Genomic DNA, 19,023 nt, shown 5'->3' with positions numbered 1-19,023 from the left:
TCCAGGTCAGTTCGAGGGGCAAGTATGACTGCATTTTACGAACAGGAAATTCAGACTTTGTGACAAAAGATCATAGTCTGCGCGGTGGGGGCAGCTAACACTCGAGAGGTCACTTTCAAGGAATGACCTATGAGAACAGGGATGTTCGCACTCGCAGTGGGATTGCTTGCTCTGCGTTTTTTGCCGGCACTGCCGTCGACCGGGTGGTTGCTGGCCATGCCGATGTTGGCATTGATGCTGTTACCGTTTCGCACCTACCCATTGGCGTTTTTCCTGCTGGGGTTGAGCTGGGCCTGCCTCAGTGCGCAGTGGGCCCTGGATGATCGGCTGTCGCCTTCGCTGGACGGGCAGACCCGCTGGCTGGAAGGTCGTGTCATCGGGCTGCCGCAACAGGCCGATGGGGTGGTGCGCTTTGAACTGGCCGACAGTCGGTCGCGCAAAGACAAGCTACCCAAACGCATCCGCGTGACCTGGCATGGTGGTCCGTCGGTTCATAGCGGCGAGCGCTGGCGACTGGTGGTTACCCTCAAGCGTCCTTCCGGGTTGCTCAATGGCCATGGCTTTGACTATGAAGCCTGGCTGTTGGCCCAGCGTATTGGTGCTACCGGTTCGATCAAGGACGGCCAGCGTCTGGCCCCCGCTCGGCACGCCTTACGTGATGCGATCCGCCAGCGTCTGTTGACGGTGGATGCCCAGGGCCGCGAGGCCGGTCTGGCGGCGTTGGTGCTGGGGGATGGTTCGGGCTTGGCGACGCAGGACTGGCGGACATTACAGGACACGGGCACCGTCCACCTGCTGGTCATTTCCGGCCAGCATATCGGGTTGTTGGCGGGGTTGATCTACGGGCTGGTGGCAGGTCTTGCTCGTTATGGCTGCTGGCCCGGGCGGCTGCCGTGGTTGCCTTGGGCGTGTGGCCTGGCGTTTGGCGCCGCGCTGGGGTACGGCGTGCTGGCGGGGTTTCAGGTACCGGTGCAACGGGCCTGTGTCATGGTGGGGCTGGTGTTGCTGTGGCGTCTGCGGTTTCGTCATCTGGGGATCTGGTGGCCGCTGTTGCTGGCGCTCAACGGCGTGCTGATCCTGGAACCGCTGGCCAGCTTGCAGCCGGGGTTCTGGCTATCATTTGCGGCCGTCGCTGTGCTGATCCTGGTCTTCAGTGGCCGGCTGGGGCCCTGGAAACCCTGGCAAGCATGGACCCGTGCCCAATGGCTGATAGCTATTGGTCTGTTCCCGGTGCTGCTGATCCTTGGCTTGCCCATTAGTCTCAGCGGCCCATTGGCCAATCTGTTTGCCGTACCGTGGATCAGCCTGGTGGTGTTGCCGTTGGCATTATTGGGGACTGCGTCATTGCCGTTGCCCTTTATAGGCGAGGGCTTACTGTGGCTGGCGGGTGGTGCGCTCGATTGGCTGTTCAGGGGCCTGGACCTGTTGGCGCAACGCTTGCCGGCGTGGACGCCCGCCGAGGTGCCCATCGGCTATTGGCTGGTGAGCCTGTTGGGTGCGGTGCTGCTATTGCTGCCCAAGGGCGTGCCGTTTCGCCTGTTGGGTTGGCCGATGCTGCTGTTGGCGGTGTTCCCGCCGCGCGAATCGGTGCCTCATGGCCAGGTTGATGTCCTGCAACTGGACGTCGGGCAGGGGCTGGCAATTCTACTCCGTACTCGCAACCACACGTTGCTGTACGACGCCGGGCCCCGGTTTGGCGAATTTGACCTCGGCGCGCGGGTCGTCCTGCCTGCATTGCGCAAGTCCGGTGTCACGGGGCTGGACGTGATGCTGCTCAGTCACGCCGACGCCGATCATGCCGGTGGCGCGGCCGCTATTGCCCGCGGGCTGCCGATCAAGCGGGTAGTAGGCGGGGAAACCGATGGGCTGCCGGCCTTCCTGAGCGTTCAACCCTGTATCAGCGGGGAACAGTGGGAGTGGGACGGTGTGACGTTCGAGCTATGGCAATGGCCGGATGCGACCAACGGCAACCAGAAATCCTGTGTGCTGCTGGTACAGGCCAAGGGCGAGCGGTTGCTGCTGACTGGCGATATCGATCGCGACGCCGAGCGGGCATTACTCGCGACTTCGCTGGCGGTGCACACCGATTGGCTGCAGGCGCCCCACCATGGGAGCCAAAGCTCCTCCTCATGGCCGTTTCTCCAGCAGCTCGCGCCCACGGCGGTGTTGATTTCACGGGGCCGTGGCAACGCTTTCGGCCATCCCCATCCGCAGGTCATAGCGCGTTATCAGGCGCTGGGCAGCACGATTTATGACAGCGCCGAACAGGGCGCGTTGCGCCTGCAGCTGGGCACCTTCCAGCCACCGGTCGCTGCTCGCAGTCAACGTCGCTTCTGGCGCGCCCCCCCGGCGCAATCCGGCGTTACCAAAGACCGGGTACCTGCGACATGATGTGCGTGGGCGGGCTAGCCCTTCCGGCTAAGCCTCTATGCTAAAGTGGCGCACTTTTTCGAGGGGGCATGCACTGTGTGGGAATTGGTCAAATCCGGCGGCTGGATGATGTTGCCGATCATTTTGAGTTCCATCGCCGCACTCGGCATCATCGCTGAACGCCTGTGGACCCTGCGGGCCAGTCGCGTGACCCCGGAGCATCTGCTGGGGCAGGTCTGGGGCTGGATCAGAGACAAGCAGCTGGACAAGGCAAAGCTCAAGGAACTGCGGGCCAATTCGCCCCTGGGGGAAATCCTCGCCGCAGGCCTGGCCAACTCCAAGCATGGTCGAGAGATCATGAAAGAGTGCATCGAAGAGGCCGCCGCCCGGGTCATTCATGAGCTGGAGCGCTATATCAATGCCCTGGGCACCATCGCCGCCATGGCGCCGCTGCTTGGGCTACTGGGTACGGTGTTGGGCATGATCGATATCTTTTCGTCCTTCATGGGCTCGGGCATGACCACCAACGCCGCCGTATTGGCGGGAGGTATTTCCAAGGCCTTGATCACCACGGCCGCGGGCCTGATGGTGGGTATTCCTTCGGTGTTCTTCCACCGCTTCCTGCAACGCCGGATCGATGAACTGGTGGTGGGTATGGAGCAGGAAGCCATCAAACTGGTGGAAGTGGTGCAGGGTGACCGTGACGTAGACCTGGTTGGGGGCAAAGCGTGAAATTTCGCCGCAAGCAACGGGAAAACGTCGATATCAACCTGGCGTCGTTGATCGACGTGGTGTTTATCCTGCTGCTGTTTTTTGTCGTCACCACCACCTTTACCCGGGAAACCCAACTGCGGGTCGACCTGCCGGAAGCGGTCAGCGGCTCGCCTGCTGAAGACTCGCAAGCCAAGCAATTGGACATCGCCATCAGCGCTGATGGCATCTTCTCGGTGAATAACCAGTTGCTGGAGAAAAACGACCTGGCCGGCTTGATGGACGCGCTGCAGAAGGCGTCCGGCGGTGATACCAGCCAGCCACTGTCCATCAGTGCCGACGGCAAGACCCAGCATCAGGCCGTGATCACGGCCATGGATGCCGCCGGCAAGCTCGGTTTCAGCCATTTGCGCATGACCACTGTCGAGGCGGCGAAGCAACCCTGATGGCCATGTCCGATCGTTTGCTCAATGCCTGGTACGCGGGCCATCCGGCCCTCAAGCTCCTGCAGCCACTGGAATGGCTCTATCGCCGGGTGGTGCGGCGCAAGCGCGAGCGCTTCCTGGCGGGCGAGGGTGAGATCTACCAGTCGCCGGTACCGTTGATCGTGGTCGGTAATATCACCGTCGGTGGCACTGGCAAGACACCCTTGATTCTCTGGCTGATCGAGCACTGCCAGCGCGCCGGTTTGCGCGTGGGCGTGGTCAGCCGTGGTTATGGTGCCAAGCCGCCGCAATTGCCCTGGCGTGTGGAAGCCAGTCACAGCGCTGAAGTGGCGGGGGATGAGCCCTTGTTGATCGTCCAGCGCAGCGGTGTCCCGCTGATGATCGACCCCGACCGCAGCCGTGCAGTGCAGGCGCTGCTGGCCAGCGAGACGCTGGACCTGATCCTGTCCGATGACGGCCTGCAACATTACCGTCTGGCCCGTGACCTGGAGCTGGTATTGATCGATGCCGCCCGAGGTCTGGGTAATGGTCATTGCCTGCCGGCTGGTCCGTTGCGCGAGCCGATCGAGCGTTTGCAAAGTGTCGACGCGCTTCTTTATAACGGCGCCGGCGTGGACCGTGACGATGGTTTTGCCTTCCGCCTGCTGCCCAGCGCCCTGGTCAACCTGCAAAGCGGCGAGCGCAAGCCCGTCGACCATTTTCCGGTGGGGCAGCGCATTCATGCCGTGGCTGGCATTGGCAACCCGCAACGTTTCTTCAAGACCCTTGAAACGCTACACTGGCTGGCGCTACCCCATGCTTTTGCCGACCACGCGCCCTACAGCGCCGAGGTCCTGAATTTCACACCGGCATTGCCGCTGGTCATGACTGAAAAGGACGCGGTGAAGTGCCGCGCCTTTGCCCGGCCCGACTGGTGGTACCTTGCGGTGGATGCGGTACCGTCACCGGCGTTTATCGCCTGGTTCGACACGCAGTTGATGCGTCTGCTGCCCGCCCGTCTATTGCCTTAACACGTTGCTCTCCAGGAAACACTCATGGACACCAAACTGCTCGACATCCTCGCTTGCCCGATCTGCAAAGGCCCACTCAAGCTCAGCGCCGACAAAACCGAGCTGATCAGCAAGGGCGCTGGCCTGGCCTACCCGATCCGCGATGGCATTCCGGTGATGCTGGAAAGCGAAGCCCGCACCTTGACCACCGACGAGCGCCTGGATAAATGACCACCGCCTTCACCGTTGTCATTCCGTCCCGCTACGCCTCCACCCGCCTGCCGGGCAAACCCCTGCAGATGATCGGCAGCAAGCCGATGATCCAGTTGGTCTGGGAACAGGCCTGCAAGAGCAGCGCCGAGCGTGTGGTCGTGGCCACCGATGACCTGCGCATCCTCGAAGCCTGCAAGGGCTTTGGCGCCGAAGCGGTATTGACACGTGAAGACCACAACTCCGGCACCGACCGTCTGGCCGAAGTGGCCACGCAGCTTGGGCTGGCACCTGATGCCATTGTGGTCAATGTGCAAGGCGACGAACCGCTGATCCCACCCGGGGTCATCGACCAGGTGGCTGCTAACCTCGCGGCCCATGGCGAAGCACGCATGGCGACCCTGGCTGAACCGATCGAAGACATTGAAACCCTGTTCAACCCGAACGTGGTGAAAGTGGTCAGTGATATCAATGGTTTGGCCCTGACCTTCAGCCGTTCCACCTTGCCGTGGGCGCGAGATGACTTCGCCAGGAGTCGTGATGTGCTGCCGACGGGTGTGCCTTACCGCCGCCACATCGGCATCTACGCCTACCGCGCCGGCTTCCTCCATGACTTCGTCAGCTGGGGCCCGTGCTGGCTGGAAAACACCGAGTCCCTGGAGCAACTGCGTGCCCTGTGGCACGGTGTGCGGATCCATGTGGGTGATGCCCTGGAAGCACCGCCGGCCGGTGTCGATACCCCTGAAGACCTCGAGCGCGTGCGCCGCCTGCTGGGGGCTTGATGGAAGTTCTGTTCGTCTGCCTGGGCAACATTTGCCGCTCACCCACCGCCGAAGGCGTATTGCGCCACAAGCTACGTGAGGCGGGGTTGGCTACCCAGGTCGAGGTGGCCTCCGCCGGCACCGGCGAATGGCATATTGGCAAGGCCCCGGACAAACGCAGCCAGCGTGCGGCGTTGCAGCGGGGCTACGATTTGTCGGCCCAGCGTGCCCAGCAGGTGTCTCGTGCCGACTTTTCCCGGTATGACCTGATTCTGGCCATGGACCACAGCAACCTGCGCAACCTCAAGGCGATGCAACCGGCCCAGGGCAAGGCGGAGCTGGACCTGTTCCTGCGCCGCTACGACTCGGTGGTGGATGAAGTGCCAGATCCGTACTACGAGGGCGAGCAAGGATTCGAACAGGTATTGGACCTGATCGAGCGCGCCTGTGATTTGTTGGTGATTGAATTGAAGGGACGGTTATGACCTTGCACGTGCAAGCGCAGGTTTCGCTCAAGCCGTTCAACAGCTTTGGCATCGATGTGCGCGCCCGGTTGTTTGCACAGGCCCACAGTGACGCCGACGTGCGTGAGGCCCTGGCTTATGCGGCCGGGCAACAACTGCCCTTGCTGGTGATTGGCGGTGGCAGCAACCTGTTGCTGACCCAGGACATCGACGCCGTGGTGCTGCGCATGGCCACCCAGGGTATTCGGATACTTCACGATGATGGTGTGCATGTCGTGGTCGAAGCCGAAGCTGGCGAAACATGGCACCCATTTGTGTTGTGGACGCTGGAGCACGGTTTTTCCGGTCTGGAAAACCTCAGCCTGATTCCCGGCACGGTAGGTGCTGCACCGATGCAGAACATCGGCGCTTACGGGGTGGAGATCAAGGACGTGTTTTCTGGCCTGACCGCCCTGGATCGCCAGACCGGCGAACTGCGGGACTTCAGTTTGGCTGAATGTAACTTTGCTTACCGCGACAGCCTGTTCAAGCACGAAGTCGGGCGCTGGCTGATCTTGCGGGTACGTTTTGCCCTGAGTCGTGCTGTGCACTTGAAGCTGGAATACGGCCCGGTACAGCAACGACTGACTGAGCAAGGGGTTACTCTGGCGACGCCCAGCGATGTCAGCCGGGCGATATGCAGCATTCGCAGCGAGAAACTGCCAGACCCTGCAGTGCTGGGTAACGCAGGTAGTTTCTTCAAGAACCCATTGGTTTCCCAGGCGCTGGCTGCCGAGTTACAAGGCTTATACCCGGACCTGGTGGCTTACCCTCAGGCGGACGGGCAAATGAAACTGGCTGCCGGCTGGTTGATCGACAAGGCCGGTTGGAAAGGTTTTCGCGAGGGGGACGCCGGTGTGCATCGCTTGCAGGCCCTGGTACTGGTCAACTACGGCGGCGCTACGGGGTTGGAAATTTCCAACCTGGCGCAACGGATCCAGCAGGACATCGCCCAGCGCTTCAAGGTTGACTTGGAAATGGAGCCTAATCGCTATTGAGCTAAGCTTCTTTTTTGACTGATCAAGCCCTGCATTGCAGGGCTTTTTTGTTCTCTTCACACGGTAATGCCAGGTGAGTTAACTTAGCTGACTAACGATGCTTTTTTGCTGCATAGATGCCGTTCATCAAGGGCCCGGTGAAGATCCGTCTTCACAAGAGAGCCCGATTAGCCTGAGCCATCTGCATGAACCGATTCCGCTTGCCTCAAGCGGCAGATTGCTCGACCCCATAACCCAATAAATATGCGGGCGTGCCCATGATTACCCTGAAGCTCAACGGTCAAGACCATCCACTGGACGTCACCGAAGATATGCCGCTGTTATGGGCGATCCGCGACGTGGCGGGCTACAACGGCACCAAATTCGGTTGTGGCATGGGCCTGTGTGGTGCGTGCACCATTCATATCGACGGTTCCCCGGCCCGTAGTTGCATCACGCCGATTGGCTCGGTCAAGGGCCAGAACATCAGCACCATCGATAACCTGCATAACGACCCCATCGGCCAAGTGGTCCAGCAAGCCTGGCTGGATACCGCTGTGGCCCAGTGCGGTTACTGCCAGGGCGGGCAGATCATGTCTGCCACTGCGTTGCTGAAAACCAATCCCAACCCCAGCGACGAGCAAATTGAAGAGGCGATGGTCGGCAATATCTGCCGCTGCGGCACCTACAATCGCATCAAGACTGCGATCCGTCAGGCCGCGACTCATTTGCAGGAGGCCAAGGCATGAACCGGTTACCTGTTGATTTCGTCCTGAATAACCTCAGCCGCCGCGGCTTCCTCAAAGGCGTTGGCGTCACCGGTGCCTTGGTGGTCGCTGCCAGTTGGGGCTTGCCGGATGCGTTTGCCGAAGAGGTGAAGAAATACGGCGGTGATGCCATGCCTCATGGTGTGATCGATGACCCCAAGGTTTACGTCAGCATTGCCACCGACGGCACCGTGACGGTGATCTGCAACCGCTCGGAAATGGGCCAGGGCGTACGCACCAGCCTGACCATGGTGGTGGCCGATGAACTGGACGCTGATTGGGCACTGGTGAAAGTCCAGCAGGCGCCAGGCGATGAAGTGCGCTTCGGCAACCAGGACACCGATGGCTCGCGCAGCATGCGTCACTGGTACGAGCCGATGCGCCGTTGCGGCGCGGCCGTGCGAACCCTGCTGGAACAGGCCGCTGCCGAACAGTGGAAGGTCCCGGTGGGCGAGTGCCATGCGCAGTTGCATAAAGTGATTCACCAGCCCAGTGGCCGCGAACTGGGCTATGGCGCCCTGGCCGCTGCGGCCGGCGCCCTGGCTGTCCCGGCGCGGGACAGCCTGCGTCTCAAGCAACCCTCGGAGTTTCGTTACATCGGTAAAGAGGGCACCAAGGCCATTGATGGTGCCGACATCGTCAACGGCCGGGCGGTCTACGGTGCCGATGTGCATTTTGACGGCATGCTCTATGCCACCATTGCGCGGCCGCAGGTCTATGGCGGCAAGGTCAAATCCTTCGATGCCAGCGCGGCGCTGAAAGTGCCGGGTGTCGTCAAGGTCCTGGAAATCGAAAGCAGGCCGCTGCCATCGGAGTTCCAACCCTTGGGCGGCGTGGCGGTGATTGCCAGCAATACCTGGGCGGCGATCAAGGGACGTGAGGCCTTGAAGATCGTCTGGGATGACGGTGTTAACGCGGGCTACAACTCCATCGACTACCGCAAGGTACTGGAAGCCGCAGCGTTGAAGCCAGGCAAAGTGGTGCGCAACACGGGCAGCATCGACCAGGCCCTGGGGGATGCCGACAGTACCCTGGAAGCGGCCTACTACTTGCCGCACTTGTCTCAGTCGCCGATGGAACCGATGGTTGCCATTGCGCGCTATGACAAGGGGCAATGCGAAGCCTGGGCCCCGAGCCAGGCGCCGCAAGTGACCCGCGAGCGGATTGCCGAGCGGTTGGGCCTGCCTTTCGATAACGTCACCTTCAATGTCACGCTGTTGGGCGGGGGCTTTGGGCGTAAATCGAAACCGGATTTCATCGTCGAGGCTGCCGTGCTGGCCAAGGAGTTCCCGGGCAAGGCCGTGCGTGTGCAATGGACCCGTGAAGACGATATCCATAACTCCTATTTCCATACCGTGTCCGCCGAGTACCTCAAGGCCGGGCTGAACAAGGACGGCATGCCATCGGCCTGGCTGCACCGTACGGTGGCGCCGAGCATCACTGCGTTGTTTGCCCCGGGGATGAACCATGAGGCGCCGTTCGAGTTGGGCATGGGCTTTACCAACATGGCCTACGCGATCCCTAATGTGCGCCTGGAAAACCCCGAGGCAGCAGCCCATACCCGGGTTGGCTGGTATCGCTCGGTATCGAACATTCCCCACGGCTTTGCGATCCAGAGTTTTGTCGATGAGTTGGCCCACAAGGCCGGCCAGGATCCGCTGAAGTACCAACTCAAACTCCTGGGCCCGGACCGTCAGATCGATCCCAAGACCCTGAGCGACGAATGGAACTACGGCGAATCCCCTGAGCGTTATCCCATCGACACTGCACGTTTGCGTGGTGTGTTGGAAACCGCTGCCAAGGCCGCCGGCTGGGGGCGCACCTTGCCCAAAGGGCGCGGCCTTGGTTTAGCGGTGCACTACAGCTTCGTCACCTATGTGGCCGCAGTGATTGAGGTTGAAGTCAAAGATGATGGCACCTTGATCGTGCACAAGGCCGACATTGCGGTGGATTGCGGCCCGCAGATCAACCCGGAGCGCATTCGCTCGCAGTTCGAAGGCGCTTGCGTCATGGGCCTGGGCAATGCGGTGCTGGGGGAAATCAGCTTCAAGGACGGCAAGGTTCAGCAGGACAACTTCCATATGTACGAAGTGGCGCGCATGTCCCTGGCGCCCAAGGAAGTGGCGGTGCATCTGGTGACTCCCAAAGGCGACGTGCCCCTTGGGGGCGTCGGTGAGCCGGGTGTGCCGCCGATTGCGCCAGCGCTATGCAATGCGATCTTTGCCGCCACCGGCAAACGCATCCGCAACCTGCCGGTGCGTTATCAGTTGCAGGGTTGGCAGGAGGCGAAGGCCTGATGGACAGCGTCGATCTGAATGTCCTGCGCAGCGTGCTTGCGTGGCGCCGCGCCGGACAGCGGGTGGTGTTGTACAGCGTGGTCCAGACCTGGGGCAGCGCGCCCCGGCCGCCGGGAGCCATGCTGGCCTTGCGCGGGGACGGGGTGGTGATTGGCTCGGTCTCCGGTGGTTGCATTGAGGATGATCTGATCGCCCGCTTGCAGGATGGCCGCCTGCCCGAAGACGGGCCGCCGGTGCAGTTAGTGACCTACGGCGTCACCCGCGATGAAGCGGCACGTTTTGGCCTGCCCTGCGGTGGGACCTTGCGCCTGACTGAAGAGCGGGTAGGTGACCCGGCCTGGGTAGCTGAACTGCTGGCGCGTTGTGAGGCCCATGAGATTGTCGCACGGGAGTTGGACCTGACCACGGGCGAAGTGACCTTGAGCGGTGCGAGCAAGACCGACACGCTGACGTTTGACGGCGAACGACTGCGCGCCATTTATGGGCCGCGCTGGCGTCTGTTGTTGATCGGCGCCGGTCAATTGTCACGCTACGTGGCGGAAATGGCCCGGCTGCTGGATTTCGAAGTGCTGATCTGCGACCCGCGCAAGGAGTTTGTCTACGGTTGGGAGGAGCAGCACGGACGCTTTGTGCCGGGCATGCCCGATGAGGCGGTGTTGAACATCCAGACGGATGAGCGCACGGCGATTGTTGCGCTGACCCATGATCCGCGCCTGGATGATATGGCGCTGCTCACCGCGTTGAACTCCAGGGCGTTCTACATTGGCGCCCTGGGTTCGCGGGTCAATAGCCAAAAGCGTCGGGAAAACCTTGCGACGTTGGGCCTGGCGCCGCAAGCCATTGAGCGCCTGCATGGGCCTATTGGTTTGCACATCGGCAGTCATACGCCAGCGGAGATCGCGTTGTCATTGATGGCGGAGATTGTGGCCATCAAGAATGGCGTGGACCTGTTGCAGAAAAAGCCGTTACAGGCGACGGTCAGTTGACGGGGCCAATCACCGCGATTGTCCTGGCGGCGGGGCAGGGCAGTCGTTTTCGTGCGCAGATGGATCAGGACAAGCTGCTGGCGCCTTGTGTGGGCCGTGATGGCGTTACGCGATCGGTGATTGAGCAGGTGTTGGTCAATCTGCCAGTCAATGTTGCCAAACGCTGTGTGGTGACGTCGCCTGATCGATCCGAAGTCATTCGCCTGGCGCAGGTCCATGGCTGTGAAGTGTTGCTTGTGTCCTCGACCGGCATGGGCGACAGCATCGCGGCGGCGGTAGCGGGCAGTGGTGCTTGCGCAGGATGGTTGGTGGTGCTGGGCGACATGCCGTTTGTCCTGCCGTCGAGTATCGAGCAAGTGGCGGCCGGAGTTGAGGAGGACGGCATCAGTGTCCCCGTGCATGAGGGTCAGTATGGTCACCCCGTAGGGTTTGGCCGTTCGTTCGGACCTGCCCTGATGGCGCTGACCGGGGATAGAGGAGCAAAGCCCTTGTTTGCCCAGGCCTTGGTGCTGGAAGTGCCGGTCGATGATCCGGGCGTGCTGTGGGATGTGGACGTGCCAGAGGCATTGCATTATCGGTAATGGATACAGCAGGCATAAAAAAGCCCCGCCTGATCACTCAGGCGGGGCTTTTTAGTGGCCGATGGAATCAGGCGAGGGGTTTAGGCTCGTGCTCTTCTTCCAGGGCTTTAGGGTTGTGCTCGACCACTTCCTCAACGGAACGCAGGTTCTCGTCGATGGCGGGGGCGGTGTGCTCAACCACAGCTTCAACTGCCGGGACGGATGCCTCGACGACTTCAGCCACAACCGGTGCAGCTTCGGCAACGACCGGAGCAGCAACGGCAGCCTGTTCGGCTTCCTTCTGCAGACGCTCGGCTTCACGCTTGCGACGACGCACTTCACGTGGGTCGTTCGGCGCACGACCATTTTCGGTCAGGGCGCTGACAGGGGCGGCTTCTACCACTGGAGTGGCTTCGGCAACGACTGGCGCTTCTACGACGGGCGCTGGCTCGGCAACAACGGCGACTGGCTCGGCAGCAACCACTTCGGCGACTGGCGCTGGAGCTTCTTCTACGACCGGAGCAGGTGCTGGTGCTTCGACTGCAACGGCTGGCTCGGGCGTCCACTGGAATGCAGTCTGTTCTTCGCGAACTTCGCGCACTACAGGCGTCGGCTCGGCGACAGGCGCTTCGACGGCAGCTTCAACCACTGGCTGTTGCTCGGCAACCACAGCAGGTTCGGCAGCCACTTCAACTTCCGGCAGCGCTTGGCGAACTTCACGAACCGGTGCAACTTCCACTTCCGGAACAACTGGCGCTTCGACTGGAGTCGTTGCTTCAACCACTGGTGCTTCAACGACGGGCGTTTCTACAACAGTATGTTCCTGGACCGCAGCGGTAGCGCGTTCGGCTTGCTCATTGGCCTGGGCTTCAGCAGGTGCGCTGATGACCGAGCTGGCAACGGCAGCGGTAACGGCCAGGCCGGCAGCCAGTTCGGCGCCAGTCGGTTCGCTGGTATTGTCTTCAGTCGCTTCGCCAGTTTCTTCCGAGCCTTCGATCACGTTGCCGTTGGCATCGCGTTGACGCTCGCGACGGTTGCTGCGACGACGCTGGCCACGGGAGCGGCGGCGTGGGCGATCGCCTTCGGCGTGCTCCTGACCGTCTTCCTGTTGCTGCTCGTCGTTGGACAGCAGTTCTTCTTCGCTGGCGGCTGCAGCTTGCTCGGCGCGAGGTTGACGCTCTTCACGCGGTGCGCGTGGAGCACGTTCTTCACGAGGCTGGCGCGCTGGGCGTTCTTCGGCAGTGACGGCAGTGGCCACGGCTGGAGCGGCATCCAGAGGTTCGCGCAGTTCACGCACGCGTTCTTCACGCTCGCCACGTGGCTTGCGGTCTTCACGAGGTGCACGCGGTGCGCGCTCTTCGCGAGGCGCGCGTGGTGCACGTTCTTCACGGGCTACGGCCGGGGTTTCTTCACGGGCTTCGCGTGGCTGACGCTCTTCACGTGGTGCGCGTTCTTCACGCGGAGCACGTTCTTCGCGAGGCTTGCGCTCTTCGTCACGACGACCGTTGCGGTTACGGCTCTGCTGGCGACCGTTGCGACGCTCTTCGTTGCGGGCAGGACGCTCGGTGACTGGCTTCTCGGCCACAGTCGGAGCCACTGGCTCTTCCTTGGTAGCGAACAGGCTGACCAGCGACTTCACCAGGCCCTTGAACAGGCTTGGTTCAGGCATGACGGCTGGCGCGGCAACCGGAGCTGCGGCTTCAACCGGAACCGGTGCGTTGGCACGGGCTGGCGCGGTCTTGACGGCCGCTTCCTGGCGAACCAGGGTGCGGGTCGCAGCAGCTGGCTGGACTTCTTCCACTTCGGCAGCGGCAGCAGCGATTTCGTAGCTGGACTGATTGGTGTGGGCTTCCGGGCTGTCATCACGCAGGCGCTGCACTTCGAAGTGCGGCGTCTCGAGGTGATCGTTCGGCAGGATGACGATGCGGGCACGCGTGCGCAGTTCGATCTTGGTGATCGAGTTGCGTTTTTCGTTAAGCAGGAACGCGGCCACCGGGATCGGCACCTGGGCGCGCACTTCAGCAGTGCGGTCTTTCAGGGCTTCTTCTTCGATCAGGCGCAGGATGGCCAGGGACAGCGATTCAACGTCACGGATGATGCCGGTGCCGTTGCAACGCGGGCAGACGATACCGCTGCTTTCGCCCAGGGATGGACGCAGGCGCTGGCGGGACATCTCCAGCAGGCCGAAGCGCGAGATACGGCCGACTTGTACGCGGGCACGGTCAGCTTCCAGGCATTCGCGGACTTTTTCTTCCACGGCGCGCTGGTTCTTGGCCGGAGTCATGTCGATGAAGTCGATGACGATCAGGCCGCCGATGTCACGCAGGCGCAGCTGGCGGGCGATTTCTTCAGCCGCTTCCAGGTTGGTCTGCAGGGCGGTCTCTTCGATGTCGCTGCCTTTGGTAGCGCGCGCCGAGTTGATGTCGATGGACACCAGGGCTTCGGTCGGATCGATAACGATGGAGCCACCGGAAGGCAATTCGACGACGCGCTGGAAGGCGGTCTCGATCTGGCTTTCGATCTGGAAACGGTTGAACAGCGGAACGCTGTCTTCGTACAGCTTGATCTTGCTGGCGTACTGCGGCATCACCTGGCGGATGAAGGTCAGGGCTTCGTCCTGGGCTTCAACGCTGTCGATCAGCACTTCGCCGATGTCCTGGCGCAGGTAATCGCGGATGGCGCGGATGATCACGTTGCTTTCCTGGTAGATCAGGAATGGCGCGGAACGGTCCAGGGACGCTTCTTTGATGGCGGTCCACAGTTGCAGCAGGTAATCGAGGTCCCACTGCATTTCTTCGCTGCTGCGGCCCAGGCCGGCAGTGCGCACGATCAGGCCCATGTCGGCCGGAGCGATCAGGCCGTTCAGTGCTTCACGCAGTTCGTTGCGCTCTTCACCTTCGATGCGGCGAGAAATACCACCGGCACGTGGGTTGTTCGGCATCAGGACCAGGTAACGGCCAGCCAGACTGATGAAGGTGGTCAGGGCGGCGCCCTTGTTGCCACGTTCTTCTTTTTCTACCTGAACGATGACTTCCTGGCCTTCGCTCAGGACGTCCTTGATGTTCACGCGGCCTTCAGGAGCTTTCTTGAAGTATTCGCGGGAGATTTCTTTGAGGGGCAGGAAGCCGTGGCGCTCGGAGCCGAAATCGACAAAGGCAGCCTCAAGGCTTGGTTCGATGCGAGTAATCCGGCCTTTATAGATGTTGGCCTTCTTCTGCTCGCGTGCACCGGACTCGATGTCCAGGTCGTAGAGGCGTTGGCCATCTACCAGTGCAACACGCAACTCTTCGGGTTGAGTTGCGTTAATCAGCATTCTTTTCATGTTGTACCGTCGGTTTCCGGGCTGCCGGAAACGGCGTTCGGCACACACGACTTCTCACGGTCGGTGTCAGGTGCGTCAAGAGTGGTTGGCCACTCCAGTGTCCAGCAAAACCCGCCAATGTGGGCCGGTATCGCGACGGACGCGTCCTGCTTGTTAGCGGTGGTGACAAAGGCACCACTTCAACAAAAGCTAAGGTCAGGAGGAGGAATCAACCGGCGACTGTGGACGAGATGAAGCGTCTAAATATAAGCCTAGTGCTACACGGTCCGACGGTTGTGCATCTCCACCCTACACGTATCCCTGATAATTCGGGTGCTGCCGCGCGCAGAATCCGCAGCGGGTTGGCATTTACCGTGTTCTCCAATGGGGAGTCCACGCTCATGGCTAAACAAGACCGGGTGTGGGCGACTGTGCTCTCACTCAGCTCGTAACAGGCGTTGTTTCCGAAGCATTCGCCGTGGTCTGGCTCAAGACTGACTGCACTTTGTGAACTGGCCGTAAATATCGGCGCAAAAGGCGAGTATTCACTCTGCTTTTTGCACTCGCTTCAGGCCTCATGTCACCTGCGCTTGTTACAATCTCGAGCCTTCCAGGGTGGCGAAAGCCCCGTAGGACGGCCTCGCGTCCTGATGAATTGCGATGGTCAGGGCCGGCAGTTTGCCGCTAGTCCTCTGTCCAGGCCGCTTTTGGCGGCGTTCGCGACTATAGCAGCAATGATTAAGTGCTTCAATTCCATAAAAAATTGTTATCATCGCCGGCATGACGACTACCGCCCCCCAGACCCCCAGCGTCCAGCTGCTTGAGGTCTCGCCGGAATATGCCGGCCAACGCATCGACAACTTTCTTCTTGCCAGGCTCAAAGGCGTGCCCAAGACCTTGATTTACCGCATTTTGCGTAAAGGCGAAGTGCGCGTGAACAAGGGCCGGATCAAGCCCGAGTACAAACTGCAGGCGGGCGATATCGTCCGTGTGCCACCAGTACGGGTGCCTGAACGTGACGAGCCTGTCCCTCTGGCCCAAGGCCTGTTGCAGCGCCTTGAAGCGTCGATTGTCTTCGAAGACAAGGCGCTGATTGTGATCAACAAGCCGTGTGGCATTGCTGTTCACGGTGGCAGCGGCCTCAATTACGGGGTGATCGAAGCCTTTCGTCAGTTGCGCCCGGATGCGAAGGAGCTGGAGCTGGTCCATCGTCTGGACCGCGACACCTCCGGGCTGCTGATGATCGCCAAGAAACGCAGCATGTTGCGCCATCTGCACGCCGCCCTGCGTGGTGATGGTGTGGACAAGCGTTACATGGCGCTGGTGCGTGGAAACTGGGCAACCTCCATCAAAAGCGTCCGTGCGCCGTTGCAGAAGAGCAACCTGCGTTCCGGTGAGCGCATGGTCGAGGTGGACGAAGAGGGTAAGGAGGCGTTGACTCTGTTCAAGGTGCTGCGTCGCTTCGGTGATTTCGCCACGATGGTCGAGGCCAAGCCGGTGACCGGCCGTACTCACCAGATCCGCGTCCATACCCTGCATGCTGGCCACTGTATTGCCGGTGATACCAAGTACGGCGATGAGGATTTCTCCAAGGAAATCCGCGATCTGGGTGGCAAGCGCCTGTTTCTGCACGCCTACATGCTGACCGTGCCGCTGCCTGATGGCGGCGAGTTGAAGCTGCAAGCCCCTGTCGATGAAATGTGGGCCAAGACCGTGGAGCGCCTGAGTGCCGCACCCTGATTACAAGCTGCTGATCTTTGATTGGGATGGCACGCTGTGCGACTCCATTGGTCGGATTGTCGAGTCAATGCACATGGCGTCGACGCGCTCGGGGTTTGAGCCCTGCGAGGACCTGGCGGTCAAGGGCATCATTGGCCTGAGTCTGGCAGAGGCCATCCGCACCCTGTATCCGCAGATCGGTGACGATGATTTGGTCGCGTTTCGCCAGCACTATGCCGATTACTATATGGCCCTGGATGCCGAGCCTTCGCCGCTATTTGAGGGGGTGGTGCAATCCATGGATGCGTTGCGTGGCGAGGGCTATCACCTCGCTGTCGCGACCGGCAAGGCGCGTCGTGGCCTGGATCGGGTGCTCAAGGCGCATGGCTGGAGCGATTATTTTGATGTCACCCGTGCGGCGGATGAAACCGCTGGCAAGCCCCATCCGCTGATGCTGGAGCAGATCCTCGCCCATTGTGGCGTGTCTCCTCGGCAAGCGTTGATGGTGGGTGATGCGTCGTTCGATCTGATGATGGCGCGCAACGCCGGGATGGACTCCGTGGCGGTCAGCTACGGCGCCCAGTCTGCCCAGGCCTTGCAGGCGTACGAGCCGAGGCTGACGATTGACCATTTTTCTGAACTGCAGGCCTGGCTCAGTCAGGCCAATTAAGTCTTTGCTGGGGTGGATGGCATGACCGATGAGTGGAAGGCGCCTGAAAAGGCCAGTACCGATAGCAATGACGACAAAAGCTGGAAATTGCTGGAAAAGACCTTGCTGGCCAGTGTCCAGGAGCAGCGCCGCTCGCGGCGCTGGGGGATCTTTTTCAAGCTGCTGACCTTCGTTTATCTGCTGGGCATGCTGGCATTGTTCAGTCCGCTGATGGATATGGAAAAAAGCGCAACCCGTAGTGGTCATTACACGGCGTTGATCGAAGTGCGTGGAGTGATTGCCGACAAGGAGTCTGCCAGCGCCGACAATATCGTCAGCAGCCTGCGGGCAGCCTTTGAGGATTCCAAGGTCAAGGCTGTGATTCTGCGCATCAACAGCCCGGGCGGCAGTCCGGTGCAGTCAGGTTATGTGTATGACGAGATCCGTCGTCTGCGCGGCTTGCACCCGGATATCAAGCTGTATGCGGTGATTTCCGACTTGGGTGCCTCGGGTGCCTATTACATCGCCAGCGCCGCTGACCAGATTTACGCCGACAAGGCCAGTCTGGTGGGCTCCATTGGTGTGACGGCGGCCGGTTACGGTTTTGTCGGCACCATGGAGAAGCTGGGAGTTGAGCGTCGGACCTATACCTCCGGTGAGCATAAGTCGTTCCTGGATCCGTTCCAGCCGCAAAAGGCTGACGAGACTCAGTTTTGGCAAAGTGTGCTGGATACCACTCATCAGCAGTTCATTGCCAGCGTCAAGCAGGGGCGGGGTGATCGACTCAAGGATAAAGAGCATCCGGAGTTGTTCTCCGGTCTGGTCTGGTCCGGCGAGCAAGCGCTGCCATTGGGCTTGATCGATGGTCTGGGCAGTGCCAGTTCGGTGGCGCGGGATGTGATTGGCGAGAAAGAACTGGTGGACTTCACCGTTCAGGAATCGCCGTTTGACCGTTTCTCCAAGAAGCTGGGTGCCAGCGTGGCTGAAAAGCTGGCGCTGTACATGGGCTTCCAGGGGCCGACCCTGCGCTGAAACCTTGAAAGCGACATGGCTCAAAATGTGGGAGCTGGCTTGCCTGCGATAGCATCACCTCGGTGCGACGGATGGACCGAGGTGTCTGCATCGCAGGCAAGCCAGCTCCCACATTTGTTTTGTGGTGTTCTCAGGGGATCTGCACGCCTTCGGCCAGCAGCATGTCTACCAGTCGAATCAATGGCAGGCCGACCAGGCTGGTAGCGTCTGGGCCTTCGGTGCTTTGAAACAGGCTCACCCCCAGCCCTTCGGCCTTGAAGCTACCAGCGCAGTCGTAGGGCTGTTCGATGCGCAGGTAGCGCTCGATGCGTGCCACGTCCAGCGTGCGCATGTGTACGGTGAAGGGGATGCAGTCGACCTGGATGTGCCCGGTGTCGCTGTTCAGCAGTGCCAGGCCGGTGAGGAAGCTGACGCGCTTGCCACTCGCCGCCAGCAGTTGCTCGCGGGCCTTCTCGAAGGTGTGGGGCTTGCCGATGATCTGGCCGTCGAGCGCGGCGACCTGGTCCGAGCCGATAATCAGGTGCCCCGGATGGCTGCCGGCCAGGGCGCGAGCTTTTTCTTCGGCGAGGCGCTTGACCAGCTCCACGGCCGTCTCGTTCGCGCGGTGGCTTTCGTCGATATCCGGCGAGCTGCAGATGAACGGCAGGTGCAGGCGGCTCAACAATTCCCGGCGATAAACCGAGCTGGAAGCGAGTAATAAAGGCAGCATGAACGTCTCCTCAGGGCAGTCGCGAATTCTAGCGAG

17 protein-coding genes are annotated in these 19,023 nt (G+C 61.1%); 15 read left to right on the top strand and 2 right to left on the bottom strand.

Annotated elements, in window-relative coordinates; all coding sequences use genetic code 11:
* Positions 1-129 precede the first annotated feature (129 nt).
* The 12 genes from GNF76_RS10980 to GNF76_RS10925 all read left to right on the top strand — a co-directional run bounded on the left by GNF76_RS10980 (position 130) and on the right by GNF76_RS10925 (position 11,598).
* Positions 130-2,391, top strand: coding sequence for a DNA internalization-related competence protein ComEC/Rec2 (locus tag GNF76_RS10980; protein WP_379652556.1), 2,262 nt, complete (start codon positions 130-132; stop codon positions 2,389-2,391).
* 75 nt (positions 2,392-2,466) lie between these two features.
* The gene (locus GNF76_RS10975) at positions 2,467-3,102 is read left to right on the top strand and encodes a MotA/TolQ/ExbB proton channel family protein (RefSeq protein ID WP_178123274.1); all 636 of its coding nucleotides are present in this window, start codon (positions 2,467-2,469) and stop codon (positions 3,100-3,102) included.
* Positions 3,099-3,527 (top strand): ExbD/TolR family protein, encoded by a 429-nt coding sequence (locus GNF76_RS10970; RefSeq protein ID WP_178123273.1) that lies wholly within the window; start codon positions 3,099-3,101, stop codon positions 3,525-3,527. Before GNF76_RS10975 ends, GNF76_RS10970 begins: the two co-directional genes overlap by 4 nt.
* On the top strand, positions 3,527-4,537 hold the full coding sequence (gene lpxK, locus GNF76_RS10965; protein ID WP_155583172.1) for a tetraacyldisaccharide 4'-kinase: 1,011 nt from the start codon (positions 3,527-3,529) through the stop codon (positions 4,535-4,537). Before GNF76_RS10970 ends, lpxK begins: the two co-directional genes overlap by 1 nt.
* 24 nt (positions 4,538-4,561) lie before the next feature.
* Positions 4,562-4,747, top strand: coding sequence for a Trm112 family protein (locus tag GNF76_RS10960; RefSeq protein ID WP_003174668.1), 186 nt, complete (start codon positions 4,562-4,564; stop codon positions 4,745-4,747).
* Positions 4,744-5,508, top strand: coding sequence for a 3-deoxy-manno-octulosonate cytidylyltransferase (gene kdsB, locus GNF76_RS10955; protein ID WP_155583171.1), 765 nt, complete (start codon positions 4,744-4,746; stop codon positions 5,506-5,508). The genes GNF76_RS10960 and kdsB overlap by 4 nt, the downstream gene beginning before the upstream one ends.
* On the top strand, positions 5,508-5,972 hold the full coding sequence (locus GNF76_RS10950) for a low molecular weight protein-tyrosine-phosphatase (RefSeq protein WP_155583170.1): 465 nt from the start codon (positions 5,508-5,510) through the stop codon (positions 5,970-5,972). Before kdsB ends, GNF76_RS10950 begins: the two co-directional genes overlap by 1 nt.
* A complete protein-coding gene (murB, locus tag GNF76_RS10945) occupies positions 5,969-6,988 on the top strand; it encodes a UDP-N-acetylmuramate dehydrogenase (RefSeq protein WP_155583169.1) in 1,020 nt (339 codons plus the stop codon). The genes GNF76_RS10950 and murB overlap by 4 nt, the downstream gene beginning before the upstream one ends.
* A 257-nt stretch (positions 6,989-7,245) precedes the next feature.
* Positions 7,246-7,716, top strand: a complete 471-nt coding sequence (locus GNF76_RS10940) for a (2Fe-2S)-binding protein (protein ID WP_155583168.1) — start codon at positions 7,246-7,248, stop codon at positions 7,714-7,716.
* Positions 7,713-10,031, top strand: a complete 2,319-nt coding sequence (locus GNF76_RS10935) for a xanthine dehydrogenase family protein molybdopterin-binding subunit (RefSeq protein WP_155583167.1) — start codon at positions 7,713-7,715, stop codon at positions 10,029-10,031. Before GNF76_RS10940 ends, GNF76_RS10935 begins: the two co-directional genes overlap by 4 nt.
* Positions 10,031-11,017 carry an XdhC family protein gene (locus GNF76_RS10930; protein WP_155583166.1) on the top strand — a complete coding sequence of 329 codons (987 nt, stop codon included), beginning with the start codon at positions 10,031-10,033 and terminating at the stop codon, positions 11,015-11,017. Before GNF76_RS10935 ends, GNF76_RS10930 begins: the two co-directional genes overlap by 1 nt.
* The gene (locus tag GNF76_RS10925; RefSeq protein WP_155583165.1) at positions 11,014-11,598 is read left to right on the top strand and encodes a nucleotidyltransferase family protein; all 585 of its coding nucleotides are present in this window, start codon (positions 11,014-11,016) and stop codon (positions 11,596-11,598) included. Before GNF76_RS10930 ends, GNF76_RS10925 begins: the two co-directional genes overlap by 4 nt.
* Positions 11,599-11,665: 67 nt before the next feature.
* On the opposite strand, the gene rne is transcribed toward GNF76_RS10925, so the two are convergent.
* The gene (rne, locus tag GNF76_RS10920) at positions 11,666-14,890 is read right to left on the bottom strand and encodes a ribonuclease E (protein ID WP_155583164.1); all 3,225 of its coding nucleotides are present in this window, start codon (positions 14,888-14,890) and stop codon (positions 11,666-11,668) included.
* Positions 14,891-15,658: 768 nt separating this feature from the next.
* Between rne and rluC the strand changes: the two genes are divergently transcribed.
* The 3 genes from rluC to GNF76_RS10905 are packed head-to-tail and all read left to right on the top strand — an operon-like array spanning position 15,659 to position 18,278.
* Complete coding sequence (gene rluC, locus GNF76_RS10915; protein WP_155583163.1) at positions 15,659-16,618, top strand: 23S rRNA pseudouridine(955/2504/2580) synthase RluC; 960 nt, start codon at positions 15,659-15,661, stop codon at positions 16,616-16,618.
* Positions 16,605-17,267, top strand: coding sequence for an HAD-IA family hydrolase (locus GNF76_RS10910; RefSeq protein WP_178123272.1), 663 nt, complete (start codon positions 16,605-16,607; stop codon positions 17,265-17,267). The genes rluC and GNF76_RS10910 overlap by 14 nt, the downstream gene beginning before the upstream one ends.
* Positions 17,268-17,288: 21 nt before the next feature.
* Entirely contained in the window at positions 17,289-18,278 is a 990-nt protein-coding gene (locus GNF76_RS10905) for a S49 family peptidase (protein WP_155583162.1), read from the top strand.
* A 130-nt stretch (positions 18,279-18,408) separates the two neighbouring features.
* Here GNF76_RS10905 and GNF76_RS10900 read toward each other — a convergent pair whose 3' ends face one another.
* Complete coding sequence (locus GNF76_RS10900) at positions 18,409-18,987, bottom strand: Maf family protein (RefSeq protein WP_155583161.1); 579 nt, start codon at positions 18,985-18,987, stop codon at positions 18,409-18,411.
* Positions 18,988-19,023 lie beyond the last annotated feature (36 nt).

This window comes from Pseudomonas spelaei (assembly GCF_009724245.1).
Classification (GTDB): Bacteria; Pseudomonadota; Gammaproteobacteria; order Pseudomonadales; family Pseudomonadaceae; genus Aquipseudomonas; species Aquipseudomonas spelaei.
The sequence above is the reverse complement of the archived record's forward strand: the minus strand, read 5'-3'. Positions and strand labels throughout refer to the sequence as shown.